General features: G+C 68.8%; 19 protein-coding genes and 1 tRNA gene. 12 read left to right on the top strand and 8 right to left on the bottom strand.

The features are described from left to right. Positions 1 to 40 precede the first annotated feature (40 nt). Both EPN98_RS00165 and EPN98_RS00160 read right to left on the bottom strand, forming a co-directional pair. Complete coding sequence (locus EPN98_RS00165) at positions 41 to 1,114, bottom strand: 2OG-Fe(II) oxygenase (protein ID WP_293358582.1); 1,074 nt, start codon at positions 1,112 to 1,114, stop codon at positions 41 to 43. Next, the gene (locus EPN98_RS00160) at positions 1,111 to 2,148 is read right to left on the bottom strand and encodes a 2OG-Fe(II) oxygenase (protein ID WP_293358579.1); all 1,038 of its coding nucleotides are present in this window, start codon (positions 2,146 to 2,148) and stop codon (positions 1,111 to 1,113) included. The genes EPN98_RS00165 and EPN98_RS00160 overlap by 4 nt, the downstream gene beginning before the upstream one ends. 173 nt (positions 2,149 to 2,321) lie before the next feature. Between EPN98_RS00160 and gyrA the strand changes: the two genes are divergently transcribed. The 9 genes from gyrA to EPN98_RS00115 all read left to right on the top strand — a co-directional run bounded on the left by gyrA (position 2,322) and on the right by EPN98_RS00115 (position 13,153). Further along, complete coding sequence (gene gyrA, locus EPN98_RS00155; RefSeq protein ID WP_293358576.1) at positions 2,322 to 5,117, top strand: DNA gyrase subunit A; 2,796 nt, start codon at positions 2,322 to 2,324, stop codon at positions 5,115 to 5,117. Positions 5,118 to 5,321: 204 nt separating this feature from the next. Further along, positions 5,322 to 5,813 (top strand): pantetheine-phosphate adenylyltransferase, encoded by a 492-nt coding sequence (gene coaD / locus EPN98_RS00150; protein ID WP_293358574.1) that lies wholly within the window; start codon positions 5,322 to 5,324, stop codon positions 5,811 to 5,813. Between the two features lie 59 nt (positions 5,814 to 5,872). Next, positions 5,873 to 6,568, top strand: a complete 696-nt coding sequence (locus EPN98_RS00145; protein WP_293358572.1) for a TetR/AcrR family transcriptional regulator — start codon at positions 5,873 to 5,875, stop codon at positions 6,566 to 6,568. Between the two features lie 66 nt (positions 6,569 to 6,634). Continuing rightward, positions 6,635 to 7,696 carry a CPBP family intramembrane glutamic endopeptidase gene (locus EPN98_RS00140; protein ID WP_293358570.1) on the top strand — a complete coding sequence of 354 codons (1,062 nt, stop codon included), beginning with the start codon at positions 6,635 to 6,637 and terminating at the stop codon, positions 7,694 to 7,696. Further along, the gene (locus EPN98_RS00135; RefSeq protein WP_293358567.1) at positions 7,693 to 8,922 is read left to right on the top strand and encodes a serine hydrolase domain-containing protein; all 1,230 of its coding nucleotides are present in this window, start codon (positions 7,693 to 7,695) and stop codon (positions 8,920 to 8,922) included. The genes EPN98_RS00140 and EPN98_RS00135 overlap by 4 nt, the downstream gene beginning before the upstream one ends. After that, a complete protein-coding gene (locus tag EPN98_RS00130) occupies positions 8,919 to 10,112 on the top strand; it encodes a mandelate racemase/muconate lactonizing enzyme family protein (RefSeq protein WP_293358565.1) in 1,194 nt (397 codons plus the stop codon). Before EPN98_RS00135 ends, EPN98_RS00130 begins: the two co-directional genes overlap by 4 nt. Positions 10,113 to 10,428: 316 nt before the next feature. Further along, the gene (locus EPN98_RS00125; protein ID WP_293358562.1) at positions 10,429 to 11,727 is read left to right on the top strand and encodes a PLP-dependent transferase; all 1,299 of its coding nucleotides are present in this window, start codon (positions 10,429 to 10,431) and stop codon (positions 11,725 to 11,727) included. A 79-nt stretch (positions 11,728 to 11,806) separates the two neighbouring features. Further along, positions 11,807 to 12,688 carry a peptidylprolyl isomerase gene (locus tag EPN98_RS00120; protein ID WP_293358559.1) on the top strand — a complete coding sequence of 294 codons (882 nt, stop codon included), beginning with the start codon at positions 11,807 to 11,809 and terminating at the stop codon, positions 12,686 to 12,688. Between the two features lie 3 nt (positions 12,689 to 12,691). Next, a complete protein-coding gene (locus EPN98_RS00115) occupies positions 12,692 to 13,153 on the top strand; it encodes a peptidylprolyl isomerase (protein ID WP_293358556.1) in 462 nt (153 codons plus the stop codon). Here the strand turns inward: EPN98_RS00115 and EPN98_RS00110 are convergent. Beyond that, positions 13,150 to 14,088, bottom strand: coding sequence for an endonuclease/exonuclease/phosphatase family protein (locus EPN98_RS00110; RefSeq protein ID WP_293358553.1), 939 nt, complete (start codon positions 14,086 to 14,088; stop codon positions 13,150 to 13,152). The genes EPN98_RS00115 and EPN98_RS00110 overlap by 4 nt on opposite strands. Before the next feature lie 53 nt (positions 14,089 to 14,141). Between EPN98_RS00110 and queA the strand changes: the two genes are divergently transcribed. Both queA and tgt read left to right on the top strand, forming a co-directional pair. Continuing rightward, positions 14,142 to 15,221, top strand: coding sequence for a tRNA preQ1(34) S-adenosylmethionine ribosyltransferase-isomerase QueA (gene queA / locus EPN98_RS00105; protein WP_293358612.1), 1,080 nt, complete (start codon positions 14,142 to 14,144; stop codon positions 15,219 to 15,221). After that, a complete protein-coding gene (gene tgt, locus EPN98_RS00100) occupies positions 15,218 to 16,351 on the top strand; it encodes a tRNA guanosine(34) transglycosylase Tgt (protein ID WP_293358551.1) in 1,134 nt (377 codons plus the stop codon). The genes queA and tgt overlap by 4 nt, the downstream gene beginning before the upstream one ends. Here tgt and EPN98_RS00095 read toward each other — a convergent pair. Next, positions 16,326 to 17,066, bottom strand: coding sequence for a hypothetical protein (locus EPN98_RS00095; protein WP_293358548.1), 741 nt, complete (start codon positions 17,064 to 17,066; stop codon positions 16,326 to 16,328). The two genes, tgt and EPN98_RS00095, sit on opposite strands and share 26 nt — an antisense overlap. Before the next feature lie 119 nt (positions 17,067 to 17,185). Between EPN98_RS00095 and EPN98_RS00090 the strand changes: the two genes are divergently transcribed. After that, positions 17,186 to 17,260 (top strand) — tRNA-Lys (locus tag EPN98_RS00090). 79 nt (positions 17,261 to 17,339) lie between these two features. Here EPN98_RS00090 and EPN98_RS00085 read toward each other — a convergent pair. From EPN98_RS00085 to EPN98_RS00070, 4 genes are all read right to left on the bottom strand, one after another. Continuing rightward, the gene (locus tag EPN98_RS00085; protein WP_293358545.1) at positions 17,340 to 17,792 is read right to left on the bottom strand and encodes a hypothetical protein; all 453 of its coding nucleotides are present in this window, start codon (positions 17,790 to 17,792) and stop codon (positions 17,340 to 17,342) included. A gap of 101 nt (positions 17,793 to 17,893) precedes the next feature. Continuing rightward, positions 17,894 to 19,549 carry a glycosyltransferase family 4 protein gene (locus EPN98_RS00080; protein WP_293358542.1) on the bottom strand — a complete coding sequence of 552 codons (1,656 nt, stop codon included), beginning with the start codon at positions 19,547 to 19,549 and terminating at the stop codon, positions 17,894 to 17,896. A gap of 36 nt (positions 19,550 to 19,585) precedes the next feature. Continuing rightward, a complete protein-coding gene (locus EPN98_RS00075; RefSeq protein ID WP_293358539.1) occupies positions 19,586 to 22,732 on the bottom strand; it encodes a CHAT domain-containing protein in 3,147 nt (1,048 codons plus the stop codon). Next, positions 22,729 to 26,508 carry a filamentous hemagglutinin N-terminal domain-containing protein gene (locus EPN98_RS00070; RefSeq protein ID WP_293358536.1) on the bottom strand — a complete coding sequence of 1,260 codons (3,780 nt, stop codon included), beginning with the start codon at positions 26,506 to 26,508 and terminating at the stop codon, positions 22,729 to 22,731. Before EPN98_RS00070 ends, EPN98_RS00075 begins: the two co-directional genes overlap by 4 nt. Positions 26,509 to 26,517: the final 9 nt, after the last annotated feature.

Genomic DNA, 26,517 nt, shown 5'->3' with positions numbered 1-26,517 from the left:
ATTCCGGCGCGAGGGTGGCGAGAGTCGGATGAACGGTGGCTTACCGGGTGTCCAGGCGCAGGGCCGGTCCGGTGTCCAGCTTGTCGATGTTCCGCTGGCGGATCACCTCGCCAGCGGCGTCGTAGAGGAACGGCAGCACCGCATAGCGCCGACCTCGGGTGACCGGGGTCGCCTCGTGCAGCAGGCTGCAGCAGAACACCACCGCGCCCCCGGTGGGGGGACGATAGGTGCGCGGCCCAAACTCGGGGAAACGCAGGTCGCCCCCCTCGAATTCCTCGGCGTTCAGGTTGATCGACACGGCGAACTTGCGATGGGCGGTCGCCATCGAAAGGTTGTCGCGGTGGGGCCGGAAGAAGCCTCCTTCGCCAGCGTCGTAGCAGGCGATCAGATAGCGCTCGAGCCGCGTCGGGTTGAAGTGGAACGCACGACGGATCATCCCCCCGAGGTTGCGGTCCAGGCCGGTCAGGATTGCGTTCTTCAACTCAGGATCGGTCACGTTCACGTCCCGCCGGCTCTTCATGCCGTCCAGCACGCCCACGGTGCGCCCGCCGATGTCGCGCATCACGCCTGACCGCTGTCCGCCTTGGGCGTCATAGTAGGCGATGAGCTTCCGGCAGAACTCGGGTTCGAACACCCTTGGAACGACCAGCACCGGCGCGATCAGGGGGGCGCCCGCGTGCATCGACACGGGCGGCAGCGACGCGACATGCCGAAGCATGGCCTGGGTCTCTTTGAGCGGCAGGCTGGCCATCACCCGCAGCGTCGGGTCGAGGAGCCACCAGCCGGGTTCGGAGCCGAACAGGGCGGCGACCTTGCGGTCGGGGTCCAGGAACCAGCGCACCCCGGGTACCACATCCGGCGGCACGTCGGCGAAGTCGCCTTGTGGCGAGATCATCATGCCGCAGACGTGGCGGTCGTTCAGCTGCGCGCGGATCTGGTCCAGCGCGGCGGCGGCCTCGGCCTCCGCTGCCGTGTCGCGGGGCATCAGCCCGAGCAGCACATAGCGGCCGGCGACGGTGTTGAAGTGGAAAGCGGGGTTCGCGCGGGTGGGGGCGAAGAACTCCGGCGCGAATTCGCCGACGGACAGAGGCGGCAGGGCCCAGCGGTCGCTCATGCCCGTGTCACCTGCGGCGCGGCCGTGCGCGCCTCATACGCGGCCCGGACCTCGGCGCCGGCAGCATCGAACAGGAAGGGCAGGAAGGCATACCGCTTGCCCGCCGTAACCGGCCGGGCCTCGTGCATCAGCGTGCAGGAGAAGACCACCGCCCCCCCCGGTGGCGGCCGGTAGGTGGCTGTCCCGAACTCGGCGAACCGCAGGTCGCCACCCTCGAAATCGTCGTTGAGGTTCAGGGAACAGGCGAACTTGCGATGGGCGGTGCCCTGAGTGGTGTTGTCGCGATGTGGGTGGAACACGGCCTGATCGGCGGCGTCGTAGCAACTCACCAGGTAGCGCTCGATATGGGTGGCGTCGAACTCGAAGCTGAGTTTGATCAGCGGGAACAGCCGCCGCTCCAGCCGCGCCCGGATCGCCGCCTGCAAATCGGGATCGTCGAGCCAGATGTCGCGGCGCTTCTTGAGATCGTCCATCACAGCGACGGTGCGGTCGCCGTCGTCGCGCATCACGCCGGTGAAGCCGCCGCCGGTCTGCTGGTGGCGCTCGATCAGCGCCTGGCACAACTCGGGCTCGAAAATGCGGGGCGCGATCAGCACCGGCGCGTGCAGCGCGACGCCGGCGTGATCGTTGACCGGGGGCAGGGCGGCCACGCGGGCCATCATCGCCTCGCCGGCCTCGATCGGCTCGGCCGCCAGCACCCGCAGCATCGGATCCAGGAGCACCCAGTGGGGTTCTGGTCCGAAACGGTCGGTGATGGCCCCGGTCCGGTCGTGCATCCAGCGCAGGCCCCGCATGTCGCGTACGCCGGCCACGAGGCCCGCGCTGCGCATCACGACGAACGCCGAGGCCTTGGCGTCGTCGAACAGGCGCTGGTGGGCCGCCAGCGTCCGCATGGCCGGTCCCTGCGCCTCGGGCTCGACCGGCAGAAACACGAGCAGCACGTATCGCCCCGCGGCGCTGTCGAAAACGAACTGGGAATTGGACGGCGTCGACGCGGAGAACCACGGCGCCGTCTGGCCGGGAGACAGGGACATGGCGCGCAACCTAGACACTGGCGGCGCAAAGGTCACCAGGGTCGCGACGCCGCAACACCCGCGCGTACGCGCACGCGCACGCACGTACGCACGCGCAAGGTGGCCTTGGGTTGTTGCAGGTGCTAACTGAAGAGCCTAACTGACCCGTCCGATTCTCACGGTTTTTCCTTCCCTTGACCGACGACACTCAAACACCCCCCGAGCACGGCCACGGGGGCATCGCCCCTATCGCGATCGAGGACGAGCTGCGCCGCAGCTATCTCGACTACGCCATGAGCGTGATCGTCAGCCGCGCGCTGCCGGATGTTCGTGACGGGCTGAAGCCGGTCCACCGCCGTATCCTGTTCTCGATGGGCGAGAACAACCACACGCCCGACCGGCCGTACGTGAAGTCGGCCCGCGTCGTCGGGGACGTGATGGGTAAGTATCACCCGCACGGCGACGTCGCGATCTATGACACCATGGTGCGTCTGGCCCAGCCGTTCTCGATGAGCCTGCTGCTCATCGACGGCCAGGGCAACTTCGGCTCGGTCGACAACGATCCGCCGGCGGCCATGCGCTACACCGAGAGCCGCATGACTCGCGCCGCCATGGCGATCCTGGCGGACCTCGACAAGGACACTGTCGACTTCAAGGACAACTACGACGGCTCTGAACAGGAGCCGGTGGTGCTGCCGTCGCGCATCCCCAACCTGCTGGTGAACGGCGCGGGCGGCATCGCCGTCGGCATGGCCACCAACATCCCGCCGCACAACCTGGGTGAGGTTGTCGATGCGTGTCTGGCCTATGTCGACAATCCCGAGATCGGCCTGGACGAGCTGCTGGACATCGTGCCTGGTCCCGACTTCCCGACCGGCGGCCAGATCGTCGGGCGCACCGGTCCGCGCACGGCGCTGATGACCGGCCGCGGCTCGGTGATCATGCGCGGCGTGGCCACGGTCGAGGAGCTTCGCAAGGATCGCGAAGCCATCATCATTCACTCGATCCCCTATCAGCTGAACAAGGCCGCCCTGGTCGAGCGCATCGCCGAGCTGGTGCGCGAGAAGCGGATCGAAGGCGTCGCCGACCTGCGCGACGAGAGCGACCGCCAGGGCATGCGCATCGTCATCGAGATGAAGCGCGACGCCTCGGCCGACGTCCTGCTGAACCAACTCTATCGCTTCACGCCGCTGCAGTCCTCGTTCGGGGTCAACATGCTGGCGCTGAACCGCGGCCGGCCCCAGCAGATGGGCCTGCACGAGATGATCAAGGCCTTCGTGGATTTCCGCGAAGAGGTGGTCGTCCGGCGCATCAAGTTCGAGTTGAACAAGGCTCGCGACCGCGGGCACGTCTTGGTGGGCCTGGCCATCGCCGTGGCCAACATCGACGAGTTCATCCACATCATCCGCTCGTCCAAGGACCCGACCGAGGCGCGCGAGCGCCTGGTGGCGAAGGACTGGCCGGCGGGCGACATGCTGCCCCTGGTCGAGCTGATCGCCGACCCGCGCACGCTGGTGATCAACGAGAACCTGATCCGGCTCACTGACGAACAGGCGCGCGCGATCCTGGCGCTGACCCTGTCGCGCCTGACCGGCCTGGGCCGCGACGAGATCTTCGGCGAGGCCAATGAACTCGCCGGCACCATCCAGGGTCACCTTGAGATCCTGGCGTCGCGCGAGCGCCTCATGGCCATCGTCCGCGAGGAACTGGTCGAGGTGAAGGACCAGTTCGCCGTCCCGCGGCGCACCGAGATCATCGAGGGCGACGCCGACGTCGAGGACGAAGACCTTATCGCCCGCGAGGACATGGTCATCACCGTGACCCACGGCGGCTACGTGAAGCGCACGCCGCTGGCGATCTACCGCACCCAGCACCGGGGCGGGAAGGGCCGCTCGGGCATGGCGACAAAGGACGAGGACGCCGTGACGCGCGTGTTCTCGGCCAACACGCACACGCCGATGCTGTTCTTCTCCAGCGGCGGCAAGGCGTTCCAGCTCAAGGTGTGGCGTCTTCCCGTGGGCACGCCCACCAGTCGCGGCAAGGCGTGGGTGAACCTGCTGCCGATCGAGCCCGGCGAGAGCATCACCTCGATCCTGCCGCTGCCCGAGGACGAGGCGACCTGGGACCAGTTCGACGTGATGTTCGCCACCCGTTCAGGGAACGTGCGCCGCAACAAGCTCAGCGACTTCATCGGCATCAAGCGCAACGGCAAGATCGCCATGAAGCTGGACGAGGGCGACGCGATCATCGGCGTCGGCGTCTGCAACGCCGAGCAGAACGACATTCTGTTGACCACCGCGCTGGGCCGCTGCATCCGCTTCGCCACCGAGGAGGTGCGCGTGTTCGCGGGCCGCGACTCGACGGGCGTGCGGGGCATCCGCCTCGCCGAGGGCGACAGCGTCATCTCCATGGCCATCCTGCGCGCCGTCCCGGCGACTCCGGCCGAGCGCGCGGCCTATGTGAAGCAGTCGAACGCCAATCGCCGCGCCACCGGTGAGGGCGATGAGGTGGAAGACGTCGCGGCGCCGGACGACGAGGAAGATGTCGCCGACGAGGCCGCCCTGTCGGTCGAGCGCTTCGCGCAACTGGGCGCCGCCGAGGAGATCATCCTGACAGTCTCCACCGAAGGCTACGGCAAGCGTACGTCGGCCTATGAGTTCCGTCGCACCGGCCGCGGTGGCCAGGGCCTGTTGGCGCAGGATCTGACCAAGCGCGGGGGGCGGCTGGCGGCTTCGTTCCCTGTGGAGGACAGCGACCAGATTCTGCTCGTCACCGACCAGGGGCAGCTCATCCGCACGCCGGTGAGCCAGGTCCGGATGGTGGGACGCAACACCTCGGGCGTGATCATCTTCCGAACCAGCGCCGACGAGCACGTGGTCTCGGTCGAACGCTTGGCCGACGCCGGTGAAGACGATGTCGAGGCGGCCGGGGATACCGGCGACGAAGCGCCTGACGTCCCCGAGGCGCCGCCGGAGGGCGGGGAGGGTTAGGTCCACTCCACTTTCCCGCGCGTTCGTCAGCGCGCAAACAATAGGGACCCGCGGCGGCGACGCAGGCGGGTCCCTTTCGTTGTCGGCCAGCGCCTTCGCACGCCAACTGATCGAGGGTCACCTAGCGGGACGGCGATTTTCGCTTGCCAGATGCGTCGGCGGCGGGCGAAAGGGCAAACAGGTGTGTTGGGGGACCTCTGCCGCATGACCCGCGTCGGCCTTTATCCGGGCACGTTCGACCCCATCCACAATGGCCATACCGATATCTTGGGCCGCGCCGCCAAGTTGGTGGACAAGCTGGTGATCGGCGTAGCGATCAATGCCGGCAAGGGGCCGCTGTTCTCACTCGAGGAACGCGTCGCCATCGTCGAGGAGGCGGTAAATCCGCTTCGGAATCAGTGCGAGATCGTGGTCCAGCCTTTCGAGGGCCTGACCATGCACTTCGCCCGCGAGGTCGGGGCCAGCGTCATCGTGCGTGGCCTGCGGGCGGTGGCCGACTTTGAGTTCGAGTTCCAGATGACCGCCATGAACCAGCAGCTCGACCGCGAGATCGAGACCGTGTTCTTCATGGCCGACCCCCGCCACCAGGCCATTGCCTCCAAGCTGGTGAAGGAAATCGCGACCCTCGGCGGCGAGGTCGGCAAGTTTGTCAGCCCCTCGGTGAAGTCGAGGTTGCTGGAGAAGGTCGGGCGCTGACCGATCAGGACCACGCGACGCCGACGGGCGAGGGCCCGCCCTCCGAGGGCGCGCCAAGGTTGGCCGCCACACTTCACGCCCGCGCCGGGGCCATCCAGCGCTCGCGCAGCGGTGAGAAGTCACGGCTGAGGCTCATGGCGGCCGGCTGCGAGTTGCTGGAGGCGACGTCCTATCGGGATCTTCTGGTCGAGGCGATCTGCCAGCGGGCCGGCGTGGCGAAAGGCACCTTCTACATCTACTTTTCGAGCAAGGAGTTGTTCCTGCGCGCGCTGGGCGAGGCGTATGTGGCGTTCGAGCTCGAGACCTATCCCGCCTTCCCGGATGGCCCCGGCGGCTTCGCGAGCTCCCGGCGCTGGATCGCCTGGTACGAGGGCATGTTCGCCGCCAACGTCGGTATCCTGAGGTGCATCGTCCAGATGGGCGCAGAGGACGCCGCGATGCGCGAGCTCTGGCATCTGCGGAATGGGAGGCTGGTCGACCGCGCTATGGCGCCACGGGCCGAGCGGGACCCGCCGGAGGCGCTGGAGGTTCGCCGCTGGGCGTTGCGGGCGGCCGGCGGCATGCTGGACCAGAGTCTGTTCGAGCGCTTCGGCGTTCAGCTCGGCCCCGGATTGGACGAGCCGAAAGACCCCGATCTGCTGATCGATCTGCACGCCCTGCTGAACTATCGCGCCCTGACGGGGCGCGACCCGCCGGCGGACAGCCTGCCGGCGGACAGCCCGTTGAGAATTCTGCTCTCTCAGCGCGCACGTTGAGGCTCCCTTGATAAACATGACCCGTCGGTCATATGATCTCTCGCAGGTCTTGCGGGGGCGCGCGCCATGGGTAAGGGACTGGGAGCATTCGTGCGGCGGCGGCCGCTGCTGAGCTTCTACGGACTGGCGATCGCCTTTCCCGTCATCCTCTTCACCTACATGATCGTCATGGAGCTGGTGCTCCACGATCCATCCTGGCCCGGTGGAAGCCAGGTGGCGCACTTCTACGCCACGAAGGCCGCGATCCAGGCCGAATACCCGCTGCTGACCCATCACGGGGACAGCGTGATCGTGTCGCTGATGTCTTACTGGGCTGTCCCTCGGGCCGCTCCATTCCTCTTCTTCCCGTTTGCGCCGACGGTGGCCGCGCTGGTGATCGTCTGGCTCGGGTGGCGAGGGGAGGGCCTCCGAGCGCTGCTGGGGGCCTACCGGCCGGTGCGGGGCGATATCGGGTGGCGGAGGGCCACCGCCCTCTATCTCACGCTCGGGGCATTCGTGATCGCCGCGTGCGCGATCTCGCTGCTAGTCCTGCACCTGCAGGGCGACGTGGCAGGGCGGGAAAACTTCATCGAGAAGATGGGCTTCTTCGACGCCCGCTTCGTCGTGGTGACCTTCGCCACAGCGCTGCTCCTGAACCAGGGCGGGCTGCTGGAGGAGCTGGGCTGGCGCGGCTACGCCCTGCCGCTTCTGATGGATCGGCTGAGGTCGCCCCTCGCGGCGGCGCTGTTCCTTGGGCTCATCTGGGCGCTGTGGCACTTCCCTCGCGAGATTCCGAGCCTGCTCCAGGGCGGGCAGGACCTGACGGCCCTCGCGACCAGCCAGGCGGTGTTCATCGCTGGATGCTGCGCCGGCACGATCGTGTTCACCAGCTTCGTGAACCTCAGTGGCGGCAGTGTGCTGCCCGCCATTGTGCTGCACGGGCTATTCAACCTGCTCTACTCGGCTTTCGAGACGACGCAGCCGATGATCAGAAGTGATCTGGTCAGCCCCGCCATCTGGGCCTGGGTCATCGCCGCCGGGCTGTGCCTGTTGGCCCTGGGGCCAGACCTGGGCCTCGGCGCGCGGCGCGCGGCGCACGGGGGCGACGGCTCCACGGATCCCTCGCGGATCTGGACTTCGCGAACGTGAACCGTCGGTCAGCGGTGGCGGGCGGCCTTATCGCCCTGGGGCTCGGGGGGCGCGGCGCGGCGCAGTCCGCGCGATTGCGGACCCTGGCCGAGGGACTGGTGGGCGCGGGAGCGGCCAGTCCGCGCAGCGCGGTGGTGCGGATCGAGCGCATGTCCGGCGATGCGATCTTCGAGGCTGCGGCGGGCGAGGCGCGGCCGGATACGCGCGCGCTCATGACTGCCCAGACCCCGTTCCACCACGCCAGCGTGTCGAAGGTGTGCACGGCCATCCTCATCCTCCAGATGGCGGAAGCGGGCGCCTTCGGACGACGCGGGATCGACGCGCGCTTTTCGGAGTTGGGCGTTCTCGACCGGGACGTCCAGGCGCGCCTGCTGCGGGTCGACGGCCGTGATGTCGCGCCCGACATCACCCTGCGCCATCTGCTCACGCACACGAGCGGCATGCGGGACGCCATCGTCGACGATGCGGAACGGATTGGCGGCCCGGCGCCGCAGTCATTGATGGGCGGCCTGCTTGGGCCAGGACGGGACCCGGGCAAGCGATGGATTGCGTGGGATCCCAGGCGGCCCGAAGACGCCGACGCGGGCGTGCTCAACCTCTACCTCGCGCGGGGGATGGGTCTCGCGGGTCTCTCCACGCCGGGCGCCCGCTTCCACTACTCTGATACGGCCTTTGTGCTTCTGGCGCTCCTGGCGGAGCGAATGGGGCGCGCGCCGTATCATGAGCTTGTACGGCGGCGGATTTCGGTTCCGCTCGGACTGAGCGGCCTCTACGTCGCCTACCGAGACGATCCAAAGGCTTTGGGTCCCGCGCGCAGTCCGGAAGCGGAGGTGTGGTTCGGGCCGCGCCCCTTGCTGTCGGGCGGGTTCAGCCTGTCCTTCGACTGGGGAGGTGGTGGTACGGTTTCGCCGGCGCGCGACCTCACCCGCCTCTGGCGAGGCCTCGCGGGCGGCGAATTGTTCCGTCACCGTTCGACTTTCGACGCCATGACGTCCTGGATCGCGCCTCCCGGCCTTGCGGCGCCTCGGACGGGCGTGGGCCTGGGTCTGTTCCGCGTGGCGTATCCCGGCGGAGAGCTATGGGGCCATTCCGGCGCCTGGGGCGCACGGATGTGGTGCGATCCACAGCGGAAGCTCGTGCTGGCCGGCACGGTCAACCAGGTCATGGCCGATGGACCCTGGCACTTCCCATTCTTCGCAGCCGCCGCCGACGAGGCCAAGCCATGACCCGCATCCGTGAGGTGACATGCGTTCACCTGCGGTTCCCCTGCGACCCGGCGACGACGTTCCAGACCCCGGCCGGCCCGGTGCACGCGCGCTTCTGCACGCTGGTCCGTATCCGGACCGACGACGGACTTGAGGGCGTCGGATCGGCCTACGCGCATCCCGGCGTCGTGCAGGCCTGTATAGATCATATGGGGCCGATGCTGATTGGCGTCCGCGCGGACCCCATTCCGGCGATCCTGGAGCGGCTGCACATCGTCAGCCGGTGGTACGGCCGTAAGGGCGCGGCGCTGGCGGCGATCAGCGGCATCGATACGGCCCTGTGGGACCTGAAGGGCAAACGTGAGGGCCAGCCGCTGTGGCGGCTGCTGGGTGGAACGCGCGATCGTGCGCCGGCCTACGCCTCGGGCAACCTCTACTCGAGCCCTGAGGCGGTGGCCGCGGGTGCGGCGCGCAGCATCGCGCGCGGGTTCCGGCGAGTGAAGATGCGCGTCGGCTGGAACTATGCCTACGATGTGGCCGCCATGCGCGCCGCCCGCGCCGCCATCGGGGACGAGCACGACCTCATGGTCGACGGGACCGGCCGCTTCACGCCCGAGACCGCCGCGGCGCTGGCTCCGGTGCTGGGCGAGGTTCGGGCGTTCTGGTTCGAGGAGCCGTTCGGCGCCGACGAACTGGACGCCTTCGTCGACCTGCGCGCCCGCCTCGCGCCGCTGGGCGTGCCGCTGGCCACGGGGGAGAATGAGTTCGCCTTCCACGGATTCCGCGAGCTGATCCGAGCCGGCGCCGTCGACATCGTCCAGGCCGACGCCAGCCGCGCGGGGGGGGTCAGCGAGGTCATGCGGATCGGACAGCTGGCGGCGGCGCACGGGATCGGCCTTGCGCCGCACACATGGTGCGACATCGTCGCGGTGACCGCCAACGCGCACGTGGTGGCGGCAAGCCCGAACGGGGTGACCTGCGAGGTCGACCAGACCGGCAACCGATTCATCGAGGAACTCGGAGGTCCGTTGCGACTGGAGGACGGACAGCTGGTCTTGGGCGAGCGACCGGGACTGGGGGTGGACCTCGACGAGGACCTCGTGTCGGAGCTGAGCGTGGATCCACACCGGATGCCGGATGGAAACTACTGCGACGTGATCATGGGGCGTGGCCAGACCGCCTACATAGGCGACTACGCCGCGGGCGCCTGAGCGGCGGCAAGGGGCCTAGCCCTGAGCCGTGGGCCCGGCTAGGACAGCGCAATGGGCGAGGGTCGTTCCGGGCCACAACCTAGGCCGCAGCGGGTTTGGACTGTGGGCGGTACGCGTTGCCGAGTGACGGATGGAGGCGTTCATGCATCGAACCGTCGCAAAACCTGGACTGGGCTGGGTAATCGAAGGGCTGCTCTTCGCGCCCCCGCAGTCCACCGGGCCCGGGGCCTGCGCGCCGTGCGCGGCCCTCTCAAACTGCTCCGTCCGCTGACCGGACCCCGACGGGCCGGCCCACGCAAGAACCACGAGGTGAACGATGTCCGACCGCAAGCTGCACCCTGACACGCTCGCGCTGCACGCCGGCTGGCGCGCGGATCCGTCGACCGGGTCGGTGGCGGTGCCGATCCACCAGACCACGTCCTACCAGTTCCGCGACACCGACCACGCTTCGGCGCTGTTCGCGCTGCAGGAGCTTGGCAACATCTACACGCGGATCATGAACCCGACGACCGACGTCCTGGAGCAGCGTGTCGCGGCGCTGGAGGGCGGCGTGGCGGCCTTGGGCGTGAGCTCCGGTCAGGCGGCTTCGGCGCTTGCGGTTCAGACCCTGGCCAAGGCCGGCGACAACATCGTGAGTTCCACGGCGCTGTATGGCGGCACCTGGAACCTCTTCGCCAACACCCTGCGCGACCAGGGCATCGAGGTCCGGTTTGTCGACCCCGCCGACCCTGAGAACTTCGCGCGCGCCACCGACGCCAAGACCCGCGCCTACTACGCCGAGACCCTGCCCAATCCCAAACTCGAGGTCTTCCCGATCGCGGAGGTGGCGGCCATCGGGCGGGTCAACGGCGTGCCGCTGATCATGGACAACACCGCCGCGCCGCTCCTGTGCAAGCCGTTCGAGCATGGCGCCGCAGTCGTCGTCTACTCGGCCACCAAGTACCTGGGCGGCCATGGCACATCGATCGCTGGGCTCATCGTGGATGGCGGCAATTTCGACTGGGCGACGGCCGGCGACAGGCAGCCCGCGTTGAACGCGCCCGACCCCTCCTATCACGGCGCCGTCTGGACCGAGGCGGTCAAGCCGCTGGGCCCGGTCGCCTACATCATGCGCACCCGAACCGTGCTGCTTCGCGACCTCGGGTCCGCGCTTTCGCCGTTCAACGCGTTCCAGATCCTGCAGGGCGTCGAGACCGCGCCGCTGCGCATGCCTCGCCACTGCGAGAACGCGACGAAGGTGGCCGCCTGGCTCGCCGGCCGCGCCGGCGTCACGCGGGTGATCCATCCCAGCCAGCAGACCGGCGAGGCCCGCGCGCGGGCGGATCGCTATCTGTCGGGCGGCTTCGGCGGCCTGGTCGGATTTGAGCTCAAGGGGGGCGTCGACGCGGGGCGCCGCTTCATCGATGGGCTCAAGCTGCTCTACCACGTGGCCAACATCGGCGATGCGCGGAGCCTCGCGATCCACCCGGCCTCGACCACCCATTCGCAGCTCGACGCCGAGGCCCAGCTGGCCACCGGTGTCTCTCCTGGCTACGTCCGCCTCTCGATCGGTCTTGAACACATCGACGATATCCTCGCCGACCTGGATCAGGCCCTGACGGCGGCCGGCGCCTGACGGCCGGCCGCCGGCCGCGCCGCAGCGTTTGGCGGGCAGGGCCTAGCCGTCGCCCAAATCGGTCGCTACGAGAGGCGCCATGAGGTTCGTGCCCGTCCTGATCAGCGCCGCGCTCGCGGCGAGTCCCGCGCTTTCCCAGCCGAAGCCGGCTCCCCCCGCGCCCGCAAAACCTGCGGCGACCGCGAGCCCGGCGCCGACGGCCGCTGACTGGCGCACGCCCAATCCGGCCGATGTCCTGGTGATCGACACCAACAAGGGCCGCGTCATCGTCGAGATGACGCCGGAGACGGCGCCGCTCTACACCGCGCGCGTGCGAGAGCTGGCGCAGGCGAAATTCTACGACGGGCTCACCTTCTTCCGGGTCATCGACGGCTTCATGGCCCAGACGGGCGATCCCGAGAACCGCGGCACCGGCCAGTCCGACAAGCCGAACGTGCCGGGCGAGTTTCAATTCCGACGCGGGCCCGAGACCCCGTTCGCGCTGCTCGCCGATCAGAGCGTGTCGGAACTGGGCTTCATCAAGACCATGCCGGTCCAGACCCAGTCGATGGCGCTGGCGCCCCTGACGCGGGATGGCAAGGTGTCGGGCTTCGTCAACTTCTGCCAGGGCGTCGCGGGCGCGGCGCGCGGCGAGGATCCCGACACGGCCAACAGCCAGTTCTATCTGATGCGCGACCACTATCCGGCGCTGGATCGCCGGTACGCCGCCTTCGGTCGCGTGATCTCGGGCCTGGACGTGGTGCGCGCCATCAAGGTGGGCGAGCCCGTGGCCGATCCGCAGGACCGCATGCTGACGGTGCGCGTCCTGTCCGACCTGCCCGAGAAGGACCGCCCGAAGATCCGCGTGATCGACCCGGCCGGCCCCTGGTTCAAGGCCGAGATCGCTCGGGTCAAGGCCGCAGCTCCGGTCGGGACAAGCGTCTCGGCCTGTGACGTCAACATTCCTGTCGAGGTGAAATAGAACATGGACGCCGAAAACACCCTGCTCGTGGAGCTGGAAACCGGTCCGGTCACCATCAAGCTGCGGCCCGACCTGGCGCCCCAGCATGTGGCGCGCATCAAGGAACTGGCTCGCGAGGGCTTCTACGACGGCGTCGTGTTCCACCGGGTGATCGCGGGCTTCATGGCCCAGGGCGGCGACCCGACCGGTTCGGGCATGGGCGGTTCTGACAAGCCGAACCTGCCGGCCGAGTTCAGCCGCGAGCCGCATGTGCGGGGCGTTTGTTCGATGGCGCGCACGGCCAACCCGAATTCGGCCAACAGCCAGTTCTTCATCTGCTTCGACGACGCCCGCTTCCTCGACGGCCAGTATACCGTCTGGGGCGAGGTGACCGAGGGCATGGACAATGTGGACGCGCTGCCCAAGGGCGAGCCGCCCCGCGCGCCCGGCAAGATCGTCTCGATGAAGGTGGCGGCCGACGCCTAGCGGCCGACGGGCGCCAGGGTGACGATCAAGGGATAGTGGTCCGAGCCCAGATGCGGACCACGCTCGACCTTGACTGTCGCCCAGCCGGGGCCGGCGTAGACGTGATCGATCGCCAGGAAGGGCAGGGGCCAGGGCCGGCCCATCACCTGCGCCGGCCATGTCGCCACAGCTCGATCTCGGCGGGTAAGTCCCAGGCTGGCGTCAAGCCTGCGCAATTGCGCCGACCACGGCGAAGCATTGAGATCACCGGTCAGGATCATCCGGTCTCGGGGCCTGGCCGCCGCAACGAACGCCATAGCGCGCATCTGACGCGTGATGTCGGGTCGCGTAGGCCACGTCAGATGCGCCGTGATGACCTCGACCGGCCCGCCCGGCCGGTCATAGGTGGCGTTGACGAAGGTGGCGACGTCGGGCTTCGGGGGGCGGGGCCTGACCATGCCGACGTACTGGTCCCGGGTGTAGATCACCAGCTGGCCGTGGCCGCCCGCGGTGCGCCAGCCGGTTCGCTTCTGTATCAGCCTGCGTAGCTGTCGGCGGCCTTCGGTCAGGGTGATCACGTCGGCGTCCTGGGCGATGAGCCAGTCGGCCACGCCCTGGATGTCGCTGTTGTCGCGGCCGGCGTTGAACTGGATCACCTTGATCTGGCCCGGCGCCGTAACGGAGGCCGCCGGTCCGGCGTCCCGCCTGAACTCGGGCGCGATCAGAATTCCACTGGCCAGAAGACCCAGTAGCGAGGCGGCGACGATCGGACCACGGCCCGCCACGATCGACCAGACGAGGCCAAGCGCAGCTGTGATCGCGTAGAGCGGCGCAAAGTGCGAAAGCAGGTCCAGGTGGTGGAACCGGCCTCCCAGGAGGCTTAGGCCTGCCGCCACCGCAACCGTCAGCACCAGGAGGGTCAGGGCGACATTCACCCAGCCTGCGACCCGCGTCATCCCCGCCCCGACCTTGACGCGAGACGCCTCGCGTGTGTTTCACCTCGCCCTTCATGCAGCTTGCCGACTTCGATTTCCACCTCCCCGAGGACCGCATCGCGCTCCGGCCCGTCAGCCCACGGGATTCGGCGCGCCTGCTGCTGGTCGCGCCGGGCCAGCCGTTTGACGATCTGCACGTGCGCGATCTGCCCGACCTGCTGCGCGCCGGCGACGTTCTGGTGATGAACGACACCCGCGTGATCCCGGCGCGCCTGAAGGGCGTGCGGCTGCGTGGCGAGAGTCGGGTGTCCGTCGAGGCGACCCTTCACCGCCACACCGCGGGTCACGTCTGGACCGCCTTCATGCGGCCGGGGAAGAAGCTGGCGGTGGGCGACCGCGTCGTCTTCGGCGAGCCGCAAGACCGCGCCTGCCTGCTGGGCGCCCTCGAGGCGACCGTGCGGGAGAAGGGGGAGGGGGGCGAGATCACCCTGGCCTTCGACCTTTCGGACCCGGACCTGATGGCCGCCATCGCCGAGCGGGGCGTGATGCCGCTGCCGCCGTACATCGCGGCCAAGCGGCCGGAGGACGCCCAGGACCTCTCCGACTACCAGACGGTCTACGCCGCCGAGGACGGCTCGGTCGCGGCCCCCACCGCGGGGCTGCACTTCACGCCCGAGCTGCTGGCGCGGCTGAAGGCCATGGGCGTGCGACAGGAGTGGGTGACCCTGCACGTGGGCGCCGGCACCTTCCTGCCGGTTAAGGTGGACGACATCGCCGAGCACCGCATGCACGCGGAGTGGGGCGAGATCGATCCAGCCACCGCCGAGCGCCTGAACACGGCCCGCGCCGCCGGCGGCCGGATCGTCTGCGTCGGAACGACGTCCCTGCGGTTGCTGGAGAGCGCCGCCGATGCGGACGGGACCGTGCGCCCCTTCATGGCGGAGACGTCGATCTTCATCACGCCGGGCTACCGATTCCGGGCGGCGGACGGGCTGATGACCAACTTCCATCTCCCGAAATCCACCCTGTTCATGCTGGTCTCGGCCTTCGCGGGGTTCGAGACCATGCACGCGGCGTATGCCCACGCCATCGCCGGCGGCTATCGGTTCTATTCCTACGGCGACTCCAGCCTGCTCTGGAGGGCCGATCGGTGACCGCATTTCCGTTCAAGGTCAGCGCCACGGACGGCAAGGCCCGAACCGGGGTGTTGAGCACGCCGCGCGGCGACATCCGCACGCCGGCCTTCATGCCCGTCGGAACGGCCGGAACCGTCAAGGCGCTGACCGTCGAGCAGGTGGCGGCCACCGGGGCCGATATCATCCTGGGCAACACCTATCACCTGATGCTGCGGCCCTCGGCCGAGCGGGTGCGGCGGCTGGGCGGGTTGCACCGGTTCATGCGGTGGGAGAAGCCCATCCTGACGGACTCGGGCGGCTTCCAGGTGATGTCGTTGTCCAAGATCTCGAAGGTGACCGAGGAGGCCGTGACCTTCCAGAGCCACCTCGACGGCAGCCGTCATGCACTCTCGCCCGAGAGATCCATGGAGATCCAGGCCGACCTTCTGGGCTCAGACATCGTCATGCAGTTGGATGAGCTGGTCGCGTTGCCGGCCTCGGACGACCGGATGGCCGACGCCATGCGCCGCTCGGCGCGCTGGGGACAGCGTTCGAAGAACGCGTTCGGCGAACGTGATGCGCAGAACCTGTTCGGGATTCAGCAGGGCGGCACTTCCGAGGTGCTGCGCCGCGAATCGGCCGAGCGGATGATCGAGACGGGCTTCGACGGCTACGCCATCGGCGGCCTGGCGGTGGGCGAGGGGCACCAGGCCATGTGCGAGGTGCTGGACTTCGCCCCAGGCATGTTGCCCGTGCAGCGGCCGCGCTATCTGATGGGTGTCGGCAAGCCCATCGACATCGTGGAAGCGGTCTATCGCGGGGTCGACATGTTCGACTGCGTACTGCCGACCCGTTCGGGGCGCCATGGGCAGGCCTGGACCTGGGATGGGCCGATCAATCTGAAGAACGCGCGCTTCGCCGAGGACGAAAGCCCGCTGGATCCGCAGAGCGATGTTCCGGCCAGCCGTGACTATTCCAAGGCCTATCTGCATCACCTGGTGAAGTCGGCCGAGATCCTGGGACAGGTCCTTCTGTCCTGGCACAACCTGGCCTTCTTCCAGTCCCTGATGTCTGAACTCCGTTCGGCGATCGCCGAGGGTAGGATGGAGAGCTTCCGTCGCGGGTTCGCCGCCCGGCAGGGCGCTACCGGGTCGGATACTTCGGCGTAGGCCCGCGCTTGGCCGCCGGCTGGGCTGGCGGCGGGGGCGCGCTGGCGGTCTGTTGCGTCGCCGCGGCCTGCTTGAACGCCGTCCGCTCGTGGCTGGGCGTTGCGGGGGGACCGCACCCGCGAGCCTCGCCCAGGCCCTTGAGATAGGCCCGGCGCGTGTGGCCGGCGATGATGGCGGCCGAAACCTGCCGGTCATGGCTCTCGGCGCCCGACAGCTTCCTCACGACGCCCCGGAACGGGATCGCCCCTCCGGCAAGGTCGCCGGCGACGCCCAACGCGGTGGACTTGCCCTTGGCGGTCAGGCCCTCGTCCTCCGAGGGGATGGTGTCGATATCGGGCCCCAGGACGTCGTTGAGCGGACGGATCAGGGCGATGAGTTGTGGGCACTTCGCCGTCCTTGGGGGCCGCGCGTAAGGGTCTTCCAGCGCATCCAGCAGCACCTGCGGGATCTCCACCTTCATGACGCCCAGGTCCCGCAGAGGGGTCGTTGCGGCGCCTTCCACGCTGCTTCGCTTCATCTGATCCGAGGTCTTCAGCCGATCGGCCGACGCCGGTGGCGGGTCAGGCGGCGGCATGGACGACGCTTTGGAGGCCGGGGTCTTTGCGGGCTGACTCTTGGCTGGCGGCGTCTTTGCCGGGGTCCTGTTGGTCTGGGCGGCGGCCGGCGCGGCCAGCAGCGCCGCGGCGACGATCAGGTGAAGGGCGGAACTACGCATGCCGACACCATACGCCCGCCCGCGCGGCTGTTAAGGCCGCAGCGGTAAGAACGCGCTTGGCCTTTCGCCCGGCGCCCTCTAGGTTCCGCGCCGCTTCGCCCGAGCAACGCTCGCGAAGAGGGCCGGTAGCTCAGTGGTAGAGCATTCGACTTTTAATCGAATGGTCGTGAGTTCGAACCTCACCCGGCCTACCAATCTCCGTCTTCACAGACCCTGGAATCGAAAACGCCGCCCGTGATGCGGGCGGCGTCTCCAAGCGTGATGAACCCGGGACTACTGGCCGGTCTTGGCCAGATAGTTTTCCAGGGCCTGGCGGGCGACGGTCTTGCAGCCGCTGGCTTCCGCGGTGCGAAGAATGTCGTCCAGCGTCGTGAGGGTTTCGACGGCCGGGCAGATGCCGCCGCGGCGGGCCCCGAACGTGCGGCCCTGAGGCGGGGGCTCGACCAGAGCGCGCAGTGTTTCGAACCGCGCAGTGTCGGCGGCGGCGAGACGATTGGCCGGCACCACGACGCCACTGGCGGCGCCCTTCAGCGTGGTGACCTCGCCAGACGCGCGCATCAGGGTGATCGTCTTGCCCACGCCCAATTGTACGCGGGCGCCGGCGTCGAACGCCTGGCCGCGCTTGATCGCAGGGTCGGTGGAGCCAACGACGATGTAGTCGCTGGCCATCGCGCCGCCGCCGCAGACCAGTGAAACAGCCAGTCCAGTCAGAAGCTTACGGATCATAGATCTCATTCCCCGTACCATATTTCGGATCGTGGACGCCCCGGCTCCGTAGCTAGCACACTCAGCGCTTGAACGGTACCTGAACAACTCTCCGGTTCGCCTCAGTTACGCGGCGATTTGCCGCTCAGACGCACAAACCCGAATTTCGCCAGCCAAAGGATTCCTCGTTCGAGGAAGGGTCTCCGGTCTGATGGGAACGCCGCAAGAAGGTCGCCAACCGATTGCGGTCGGACCGTCACGGCTGCAATCAGCGCTTCGGCCTCGACGGTCGTGGGCAGACGCGCGGCCGCGTTGCGGACTCCCGGCAGATCCAGAAGGAACGGCGCCTCGCCCTCGACGAACGGTCGCGCCGCCGCGACGAGATCGTCGGGCTCCAGCACCGCCGTTGGATAGCCTGCGAACATCCGGAAAGGATCTGGCCGATAGGGGTTCTCCAGCCCGGGCTGTCGTCCTGCGGCCGCGCGGCGGCGCGCAAGCTCGGCCCACAGCGCCTGGTACTGTGGGATGACCGCGCCCCAGTCGAACACCTCGCGCGCCCGTGCCTGGCCGGCGGCCCCCATCCGGGCGCGGAGGTCCGGGTCGGAAAACAGCAACGTCAGCGCCTCGGCCGTCTGATCGACGTCGACGGCGGTCATGAGCGAGGCCGAGCCCGCGTAGTCCTCATAGCTCATCAGGCGCATGGCGTAGGCGTAGGCGAGATCCGACCCCAGCCCCGCCCGAGGCTGGGTGGTCAGAATCCTGAACCCGTCGATCCCGTGGCGGACCGTATCGCGATAGCCATCCCAGTCGCTGACGACACACGGCAGGCCGGCAGCCATTGCTTCGACAGGGGTCAGCCCGAAGGTCTCCTGCACGTTGTCCGATAGTGAGAGGAACACGTCCGCAGCCGAGACCAGCTCGTTGCGCGTCCCGGCGGTGGCGTCGGGCCCCTGGCGGATGCGGACGTCGGGGGCGAACGTGGCGGCGGCGGCCAGGAACGCCTGCTCCTCCTCAGCCTTGCGGGCGCCGCCGAACATGAGCCAGTAGACAGGGCGTCCCAGCCGTTCGGCGGCCTGTTGCAGCGCCAGACCTGACGGACCGGGGTGCAGCTTCGTCGTGACGCTGAAGCGGCCCATGTGCAGAGCCACGGGCGCGTCCTCGGGGATGTCTAGCCGCTCGCGCCACTTGCGGCGCAGGGCCTCGTCGCGTCCGAAGTCCTCGACGTGGACGCCCAGCGGAATGGTCACCAGCTGGGCTGGCGGGATGCGGGTGGCGCCGAAGCGGTCCTGGAGATAGCCGGCCACGCCCTCCAGCAGGCTCTCGACCGCGCGGCGCCCCGGATCGGATGTGCAGATCAAGGCGTCCCACGGCTCGAGCGGCGCCAGGAGGAGGGCCGCCAGCTCGTCCAGAATGTAGGTCTCTGCGATCGTATGGGTGACGCCGGTCAGCGAGTGATTGTGAGAGCCCAGGGCTCGACGGGCCCACGCCTCGCCCTTCATCTCCGGCGTCGGGATGTAGAGCGCGCCCGCGGCCGCCACGTCAGGGCGATCGCCGCGGCCCAGCCACCGGATGGGGCGGTTCACGGGGCCTAGACGCTCCAGCAAGGCCTCCAGCTCTTCCTGGGGCAGGGCGCGGACGTTCCAGAAGTGGAAGACGTCGACGTCGGCATGCTTCAGAAAGCCGCGCAGGAACCCTTCGCCCGCCGAGTTGCGACCCATCGGGCGGGGGATCGAGGCGTCGTAGGCCTCGACATCGAGCTGGATGACGGCGTTGGACATCACGGAAGGCGGCGTCGCACGGGCGCCGCTACCGGATCAATCCGCCTCCCGCGCCGACGCGGCGGGCAGCGGCTTGGAGCCGTCGCCGACGATGGTGAAAGGCGCCCAGAAGTAAGGGTGCGAGAACTCCACGCTCTGCTGGAGGATCACCTGAGATCGGGTCAGCGATTCCGCCTTGCTGGGCGCCGCCGCCGAGAACATCCCGGTCATCAGGCGCACGGTCGCCACCGAGTCCACCGACCAGTGCGAGACGATCAGAGAGCGGCCGCCCGCATAGATCACTGCCCGGGTCAGACCTCCCAACGCTTCGCCGCCGCCCTGCAGACCGCTGGCCGCGGTGTCGCCGCCGGCGCCGCCGGTGTCGCAGGCCGATAGCACGACCAGGTCGGCGTCCAGCTTGAGGTCCAGGATTTCGCTGGTGTCGAGCAGGCCGTCCGAGTCCCCGATGCCCACTGACGTCATCAGCGCCGGCTCGGGCAGACAGGCCGACGGCTGCGGCAGCAGCCCGTGGGTCGCGAAGTAGAGCACCTTGTAGTCCGACAGGTCCTTGCGGTCCTTGACCTTCTCGTCGGTGAACTGCGCTCCGACGATGATGTCCTCGGGCCTCGCGCCGCCGATGCTGGCGCCGACGGCGCGCACCTCGTCGGCCGTGTCGGGCAGGGGTGGCATCTGCAACAGCGCCAGCCGGGTATTCTCACAGACGTTCGACAGGTCGCGTTCGCTGCGCAGGCTGACCGCCCGCTTCACCATCCCGGCGTAGGCGCGGGTGTCGGACTTGGCCGGCGTGGCGGGGTCGGCGAAGCCCAGGAAGCTCTGCTTGGCCCGCGACGGCGCGAAAGCGCGCGACTGCATGAAGCTGGCGGCCGACAGGACGAGCGCTGAGTCCGTCTTGGCGCCCAGCCAGGCCACCTTTCGGTAGTCGGGATCGCCGCCCGCCGGGACGCCGGCCAGAAGCGCCGTGGGGTCTTCCGTGACCAGCGTGGCGACCGGCAGCGAGATCAACGGGCCGTCGGGTTCGTAGATCAGGTGCTTGGCGGCCGTGACGTCCGTGGCGACCGGGCCGAACAACTGCTTGAACAGCTGATGTGAACGGGCGACGTCGAAGGCTGGCAGAGAGTCCTCGGCCTCGAACGGCGCGCGCAGCCGGCGCACCTCGGCTCCGGCCGTGCCGCGGTTCAAGCCGATGGCGTAGGGCTCGACCTTGCTCGGCGTCACCAGCAGGCCATAGCCGCGGCTGTCGAGCAGCAGCACCTTCACATAGGCCTCGTCCTTGGCGAGCACCTTCTGGAGGTCGGCCAGCGAGGCCTGCGACGAGACCAGTTGCGAGTAGCGCGGATTGGCCGACAGCAACTGGCTTTCCAGGCCGTCGGACTGCTCCTGAAGCGTCTTGAGACGTGCCTCGAGGTCGGCGCGTTCCTGGCCCACGTAGGCGTTCGCCGCCTGCAGGTTTGCGGCCTGGGCCTCGGCGGCGCGCAGTTCGCGGCGCGTGTCGTCCAAGGCGCGCACGAGTCCGGTGACGGCGCTGTCGCCCGAGGCCACGCGGGCAGCCAGCTTCGAGACCGTCTGGGCCGTGGCGTTCGAGACCACGCTGGAGGCGGCGTTGAAGAAGCGCGACTTGTAGTCGTCGGCCTTGCCCGGGTCGCTTTTGATGCGCTTCAGCAGCAGGTCGAAGTAGGGCGCTGCGTCGTCGGCCGACGCGCCCAGGGCGCCGCGCTGCTCCTGGAACAGTTCGAAGGCACGGGCATACGTGACCAGTGCGGCCTCTTCCTGGCCCGCGGCCACCTGGGCGCGGCCCAGGTCGAGCAGCAGCCCACCCTCGGCGGCGGTAGCCGCGTGGCGCAGGCGGATGATCCGGATGGCGTTGTTGTACTTGGCGATCGCCTGGAGAGGCTGGCCGGCATCCATGTCAATTTCGGCGAGATCGGCCTCGATACGGGCGCGGAGCCAGACGTTGAGCGCGCCGCTGGCTTCGGCCGCGGTCAGCAGCCGGCCGGCGCGCGCCAGCGCCTCACGCGCGCCTGCCGCGTCGCCCTGTGCGGCGAGCGAAGAGCCCACCACTTCGAGCGCCTGTGCGTCCTGGACGGCCAGGCGATCGGCAAGTGAGACCTGGCTGCCGCCCATAACGTCGCGGCCTGCGGGGCGGCGATTGAGAGCTTGCGAGAGTTCGGGGCCGATGGCGATGTCGCCGGACGCATCGGCGACGGGCGTGGGGCCTCCGGCGCCCAGGCCGCGCGCGGTTCGGACCTGTTGGTTGGCGCGGAGGGCGGCCTGGCCGGCCTCGGCCGCTTCCGCGAAACGGCCGGCGTTGCGCAGGTGGAGCGCGCGATAGGTGCGAGCCTGGGCGCTCAGCAGCGGATCGGCCGCGGCGGCCACCTGGGCGTCGGCGTCGCGGAACAGCCGGTCCGCTTCGGCGAAGCGACCGTTGTTCGACACATTGAGAGCCAGGTTCAGCAGCGCCTCAGCCATTTCGGCCGGGGGGGCGCGGCGCGCTTCGGCGTCGGCGACCAGGGCCTGGAAGTCGGTCTCGGCCGCCTCGAAGCGCCACTCGTTGTTCTGGACATAGGCGCGGGCCCGCAAGCGGGCGGGATCGGCTGCGGCGGCGGCCTGGGCCCGGGCGAGGCCGCCGGTCGATCCGCCAAAGTCGGCGGCGATCTCGGCGCTCGCCGCCGAGGTCTGAACCGCGGAGGCTGATGGCGGCTTCATCGCGCCCGAAACCACCTTCAGACCGGTCTCGAGCACGTCGGCGATCTGGGCCGGGCCTTCAGCGGCGTAGAGCCCGCCGCCCCTGTTCGACGAATAGGCCAGATAAGGGGCCTTGCCGGCATTGCTGCGGCAGGCGCGGCGGCTCACGCCGCCCAGGCCAGCCACCTGCTCGGACTTGGTCGCGTCGCAGCTGGCGCGTGAGGCCAGGGAGGTCTCCCACACACCGGCGTCCGCCGCCTTGGGCAACACATAGATGCGGCCCAGGCTGCCTTCCCACCCGCGACAGCGGATGTTCCAGGCGCGACGACCGGCGGCCTGTACGGCCGGGTCGTCATAGTCGCGTACGGCCTGGCACACGGCGCCCGAGGCGGCGCTCTGCCCAAGGGGGATGAGGTCGGCCCGCGTCTGGGCGCCGGCGGCAGATGCAGCGCCGGTCAGGAGAACCGCGCCGCCCAGGAGGAGGAGGGTCTTGCCGATCATTTCTTCTGCCTGCGCTTGCGCCAGATTTCTTCGCTGCCCGTGCCCGCCACCACCGGATCGGTGACGATCTCGTCCGCACTGGGCGGGGCCACACCCAGGATGACCGGGGGGTTGATAAGGCTCTCCGACGAGACCGCGTCGGACTGCCCTTCGTCCGACAGATCGCTGTCGCCGAGGGTGTCCCGGATACGCAAGGATCCGTCGGCCATGCCCGAGCTCAACCCGCCGGCGCCGTTATCGCCGCCCAACCCGTCACCCAGTCCCCCGGCGGTGACCTGGCAGTTCGCGGTGCCGACGTCGCAGCTGTTGAAGCGGTACGTGGCGCCCAAAGGCTGGCTGATCTGGTTGCCGTTGTTGTCGACGACGGTGAAGGTCAGTGCGCCATTGGCCTGCTGGCCGCTCAGGAACTGACCGTTGTTGGCGAACGCGCCCCATAGGTCCACGACCTTGGGCGGATCGATGATCAAGGCCGGCGAGAACTGACCGGTGAACAGCAGTCCCACCGATTGTAGCGTACCTGAGGGCGCTGCGTTCTGCTGGACCACCTTGTTGTCGGCCGAAACTTCGAGACGACCGGTCGAGACATAGACCTTCGACAACTCATCGCCCGTCGGCGCGACCCCGGCCGGCAGCAGCTTCGCGAGGTCGATATTTTCGACCGCGGCGCCCTGGATCAGCGTGATGAAGCGTTGCGAGCCCATCAGGATGTCCTGGCGGGCCGCGAGGCGGACCTCATTGAACGCGCGAATGTTGCTGTACTGGCCGCCCGAGAAGGTGGCCGCGCCCAAGCCGCCGGTCACCAGGATGGAGCCCGGTCGCCAGCTCAGATCCGTAGCGTCCCCGATGCGCAGGATGCCGCCGCTGGTGGTCGGAGCTGCTATGCCGCTCACACGGGCGGTCGCCGCCGATCCCACCAGGAAGGTCACGTTCGGCGTGTTCGTGGTGTTGATCGCCAGGTCCAACAGCGAGAGATCGCCGCGCGTGCCGCCGGTGGTGAGGCCAGCGTAGATCTTCACCTGGCTGGAGGCGCGGATCTGGCCGAACTCGGTGTTGTCCAGGACGAACCCGCTGGTGCCCCCGGCGCCTCCGACCTGCAATGCGCCGCCGCGCGACTCGATCTGCACGGTAGGCGCCGTGACGGTCCCGGTAAGGTCGAGGTCGCTCGCGGCGATGCGCACGACGCTCGATCCCGTGGTCTGGCCCAGCGTCGCCTTGCCCGCAACGTCGATACTGACGTTGCGACCCGCCGTCAGGGGGCTGGTGGACGTGAAATTACCGAGCGAAGTGATTGAAAGATCACGAACGACTGGCGCGATGGCGGCGCCGAGCGACAACGTCGTGCCCTGCAGGATCAGGTCGCGCCCGGTGCGGTAGCTGGCGGTGGTGACGCCGCCGGTGGTGGCGCGCAGGGTCAGGTCTTCGCTGGCCGAGACGTTGCCCGCTTGCACCGTGCCGCCCTGCAAGATGATCGAGCCCGCGTCGGCGCGCACGTCGCCCACGCGAAGCGCGCCGAGCGCGGTGACGGTGATGTTCCGCACTGCAACCAGCGGGCTGCTCAGCGTGAAGTCGGTGGTGGTGCTTCCGATCGTCAGGTCGCGTCCCGACGTCACGTTGTCGAGCTGGATGGACGGCGCGCGCAGTGTGGCGTCGCGCGCCGACACGACCGAAACCGAGGCGGCCGACTGACGGGTGATGTCCAGCGCCGCATCCCGACCGCCGCGCACGGCGATCGCCGTGGCGCCGGTGACGCCGCCCGTGCCGAGGCCGAGCTTGGCGTCGAAGTCCTGAGACTCCACGCGCACCACGCGGCCGTTGCCCGCCGTGTCGGGGTTGCCCACGAACTCGACGCCGACGACGTCGGGCGAGGCCCCTGTCAGCGTCGCGTCGCCCAGCGACGCTGTACCATGGTTGGCGAGGATGAAGATGTCGTCGCCGGCCCGCGCCGTGCCAACGATCGCGTCGCCGTTCGTCGCGACCACATAGAGGTCGCCCGAGGTGGAGACGGTCCCCAGCTTCACGCTGGCCGCCTGGGCGAAGACGCGGGGTGCGGTGATCATGCCGACCTCGAGCGCACCGCCGCGCAGGTTGACGTTGCCGGCCGTGATGGCGTCGATCTTGGCCGAGGCCAGATCGACCAGCACGTTCTGGGTGGCGTTCAGCGAGATCGCGCCGGTGACCGCCGAGGTCCCGTCACCCAGCGTGATGTCGCGACCAGACGCTATGCTGAGTTTCTGGGTGGCGGTGACTGCATCGATCTTCACATCGAACTTGGCCGAGATCGAACCGTCGCGCATGACGCCGACGCCGGCCAGCACGACATCGCCCTCGGTGGCTGTCGCGGTGAGGGCGCCCGAGGCGATCAGGCTGTTGGCCTTGACCGACCCCGCCTTCGTGTCGATATCTCGCCCGGCGACAATGCGGCCCAGTTCGATGCTGGCGGTCGCGGCGATCCTGGCGTCCCGACCGCTGCTAATGGTCGAGACGGCGGTAGGGTCGAACAGGCTGGAGACCAGGGCCCGTTCCAGAACGACTGTCTCTAGCGCAAAGTCCGAAAGACCGTTCCCGAAGCCATTGCCGTTCCCGAAGCCGTTCCCGTTACCAAAGCCGTTTCCGTTTCCGTTCCCATTGCTGACTTCGCAGCCCGCGAGGATGCCGGCGGCGCAGTCGGCGGCTTCGGAGATCGTCAGCGGATCCTTGGCGTCTTCGGCGGGCCGCAGCCACGGCCGCGGGAAGATCTGGCCGACGTTGTTGATGCGCAGGTCGCGCGCCGCGTTCGCCCGGTTCAGGAACACGTCGGCTGAACCGGCGCCGCTGGTCGCGGCCGTGGGCGCGCGGTCAACGATGCTGCCGCCGCCCGATAGGACGATGTCGCCGCCTTCCGCCTTGGCGCCGGTCGCCGTGATCAGGCCTTCTAGGTTGATGACCGCGCTGCCGACCGCCGAGCGGTTCATCGCGGCGATGAAGACCGAGTTGGCGCGGCTCTCGCCGGCCAGATCCAGGGCGACGGCGCTGTCGGTGCCGGCGCTGACGCTGGGAATGATGAAGTCGACCAGGTCGAAGTCGCCCCCAACCCCCGGGGCGAAGCGGATCTGGTAAGTGCGGGCCGCGCCGTAGACCGCACTGCCGTCGGCCGCGAGGATGGACGAGCCCGAGCGCGTGACGACGCTGGGGCCGGCGAATACCGCCGAACCGCCGTGCGCTGTGATGTCGGCGTTCGACAGAACAAAGACTCGTGCGCCCGGTAAGGCGTCGTCGCCGCTGAACGAGAACAGGTTCTTCGACGGGTCCAGGAAGTTGGCCGTATCGGGCGTGCCGATGCCGACCAGAAAGCCCCCCACGTCCACGCGCGAGGTCTTGCCGAAGATGATGCTGTTATTGCCGACGAACCAGACGTTGCCGCCGAAGGCGCTGCCGACCTTGCCCTCAATGACGCCTTCGATCTTGGTCGGGTTAAGGGTCGTGATCCGATTGAGGACGATCCAGTTGCGGGCCCCGAAGTTGAAGGTGACCGTCTCTTCGGGCTTAACGTCGAAGGTCGCCCAGCTCAGCACCGTCCGTTGGGCGTTCAGGGTTACGTTGGTGTTGAGGCCGCTGGATGAGATGACCGGGGCGCCGCCGCCCGAATTGACTTCCGGAATGCCGCCGACAGGCGCGGCCGAGGCTCCCGAAGACGCCAGCGCCTGCAGGCCGCAGAGGGCGCCGCATAGGGCCGTGCGCGCGAGCAGCCGTCCCCGGCGGCCCCCGGACGATGCGTGGATGCGGATAAGCGGCGACATTACTGCTCC

The organism is Phenylobacterium sp. (assembly GCF_004299445.1).
GTDB lineage: Bacteria > Pseudomonadota > Alphaproteobacteria > Caulobacterales > Caulobacteraceae > Phenylobacterium.
This window is presented reverse-complemented; position numbering and strand designations above follow the sequence as displayed.

Excerpts from the sequence above, each read along its gene's own strand:
- EPN98_RS00165 (WP_293358582.1), bottom strand. The coding sequence starts at position 1,114 with ATGAGCGACCGCTGGGCCCTGCCGCCTCTGTCCGTCGGCGAATTCGCG.
- EPN98_RS00160 (WP_293358579.1), bottom strand. The coding sequence starts at position 2,148 with ATGTCCCTGTCTCCCGGCCAGACGGCGCCGTGGTTCTCCGCGTCGACG.
- coaD (WP_293358574.1), top strand. The coding sequence starts at position 5,322 with ATGACCCGCGTCGGCCTTTATCCGGGCACGTTCGACCCCATCCACAAT.
- EPN98_RS00140 (WP_293358570.1), top strand. The coding sequence starts at position 6,635 with ATGGGTAAGGGACTGGGAGCATTCGTGCGGCGGCGGCCGCTGCTGAGC.
- EPN98_RS00130 (WP_293358565.1), top strand. The coding sequence starts at position 8,919 with ATGACCCGCATCCGTGAGGTGACATGCGTTCACCTGCGGTTCCCCTGC.
- EPN98_RS00125 (WP_293358562.1), top strand. The coding sequence starts at position 10,429 with ATGTCCGACCGCAAGCTGCACCCTGACACGCTCGCGCTGCACGCCGGC.
- EPN98_RS00120 (WP_293358559.1), top strand. The coding sequence starts at position 11,807 with ATGAGGTTCGTGCCCGTCCTGATCAGCGCCGCGCTCGCGGCGAGTCCC.
- EPN98_RS00115 (WP_293358556.1), top strand. The coding sequence starts at position 12,692 with ATGGACGCCGAAAACACCCTGCTCGTGGAGCTGGAAACCGGTCCGGTC.
- EPN98_RS00110 (WP_293358553.1), bottom strand. The coding sequence starts at position 14,088 with ATGACGCGGGTCGCAGGCTGGGTGAATGTCGCCCTGACCCTCCTGGTG.
- queA (WP_293358612.1), top strand. The coding sequence starts at position 14,142 with ATGCAGCTTGCCGACTTCGATTTCCACCTCCCCGAGGACCGCATCGCG.
- EPN98_RS00095 (WP_293358548.1), bottom strand. The coding sequence starts at position 17,066 with ATGCGTAGTTCCGCCCTTCACCTGATCGTCGCCGCGGCGCTGCTGGCC.
- EPN98_RS00085 (WP_293358545.1), bottom strand. The coding sequence starts at position 17,792 with ATGATCCGTAAGCTTCTGACTGGACTGGCTGTTTCACTGGTCTGCGGC.
- EPN98_RS00080 (WP_293358542.1), bottom strand. The coding sequence starts at position 19,549 with ATGTCCAACGCCGTCATCCAGCTCGATGTCGAGGCCTACGACGCCTCG.
- EPN98_RS00075 (WP_293358539.1), bottom strand. The coding sequence starts at position 22,732 with ATGATCGGCAAGACCCTCCTCCTCCTGGGCGGCGCGGTTCTCCTGACC.
- EPN98_RS00070 (WP_293358536.1), bottom strand. The coding sequence starts at position 26,508 with ATGTCGCCGCTTATCCGCATCCACGCATCGTCCGGGGGCCGCCGGGGA.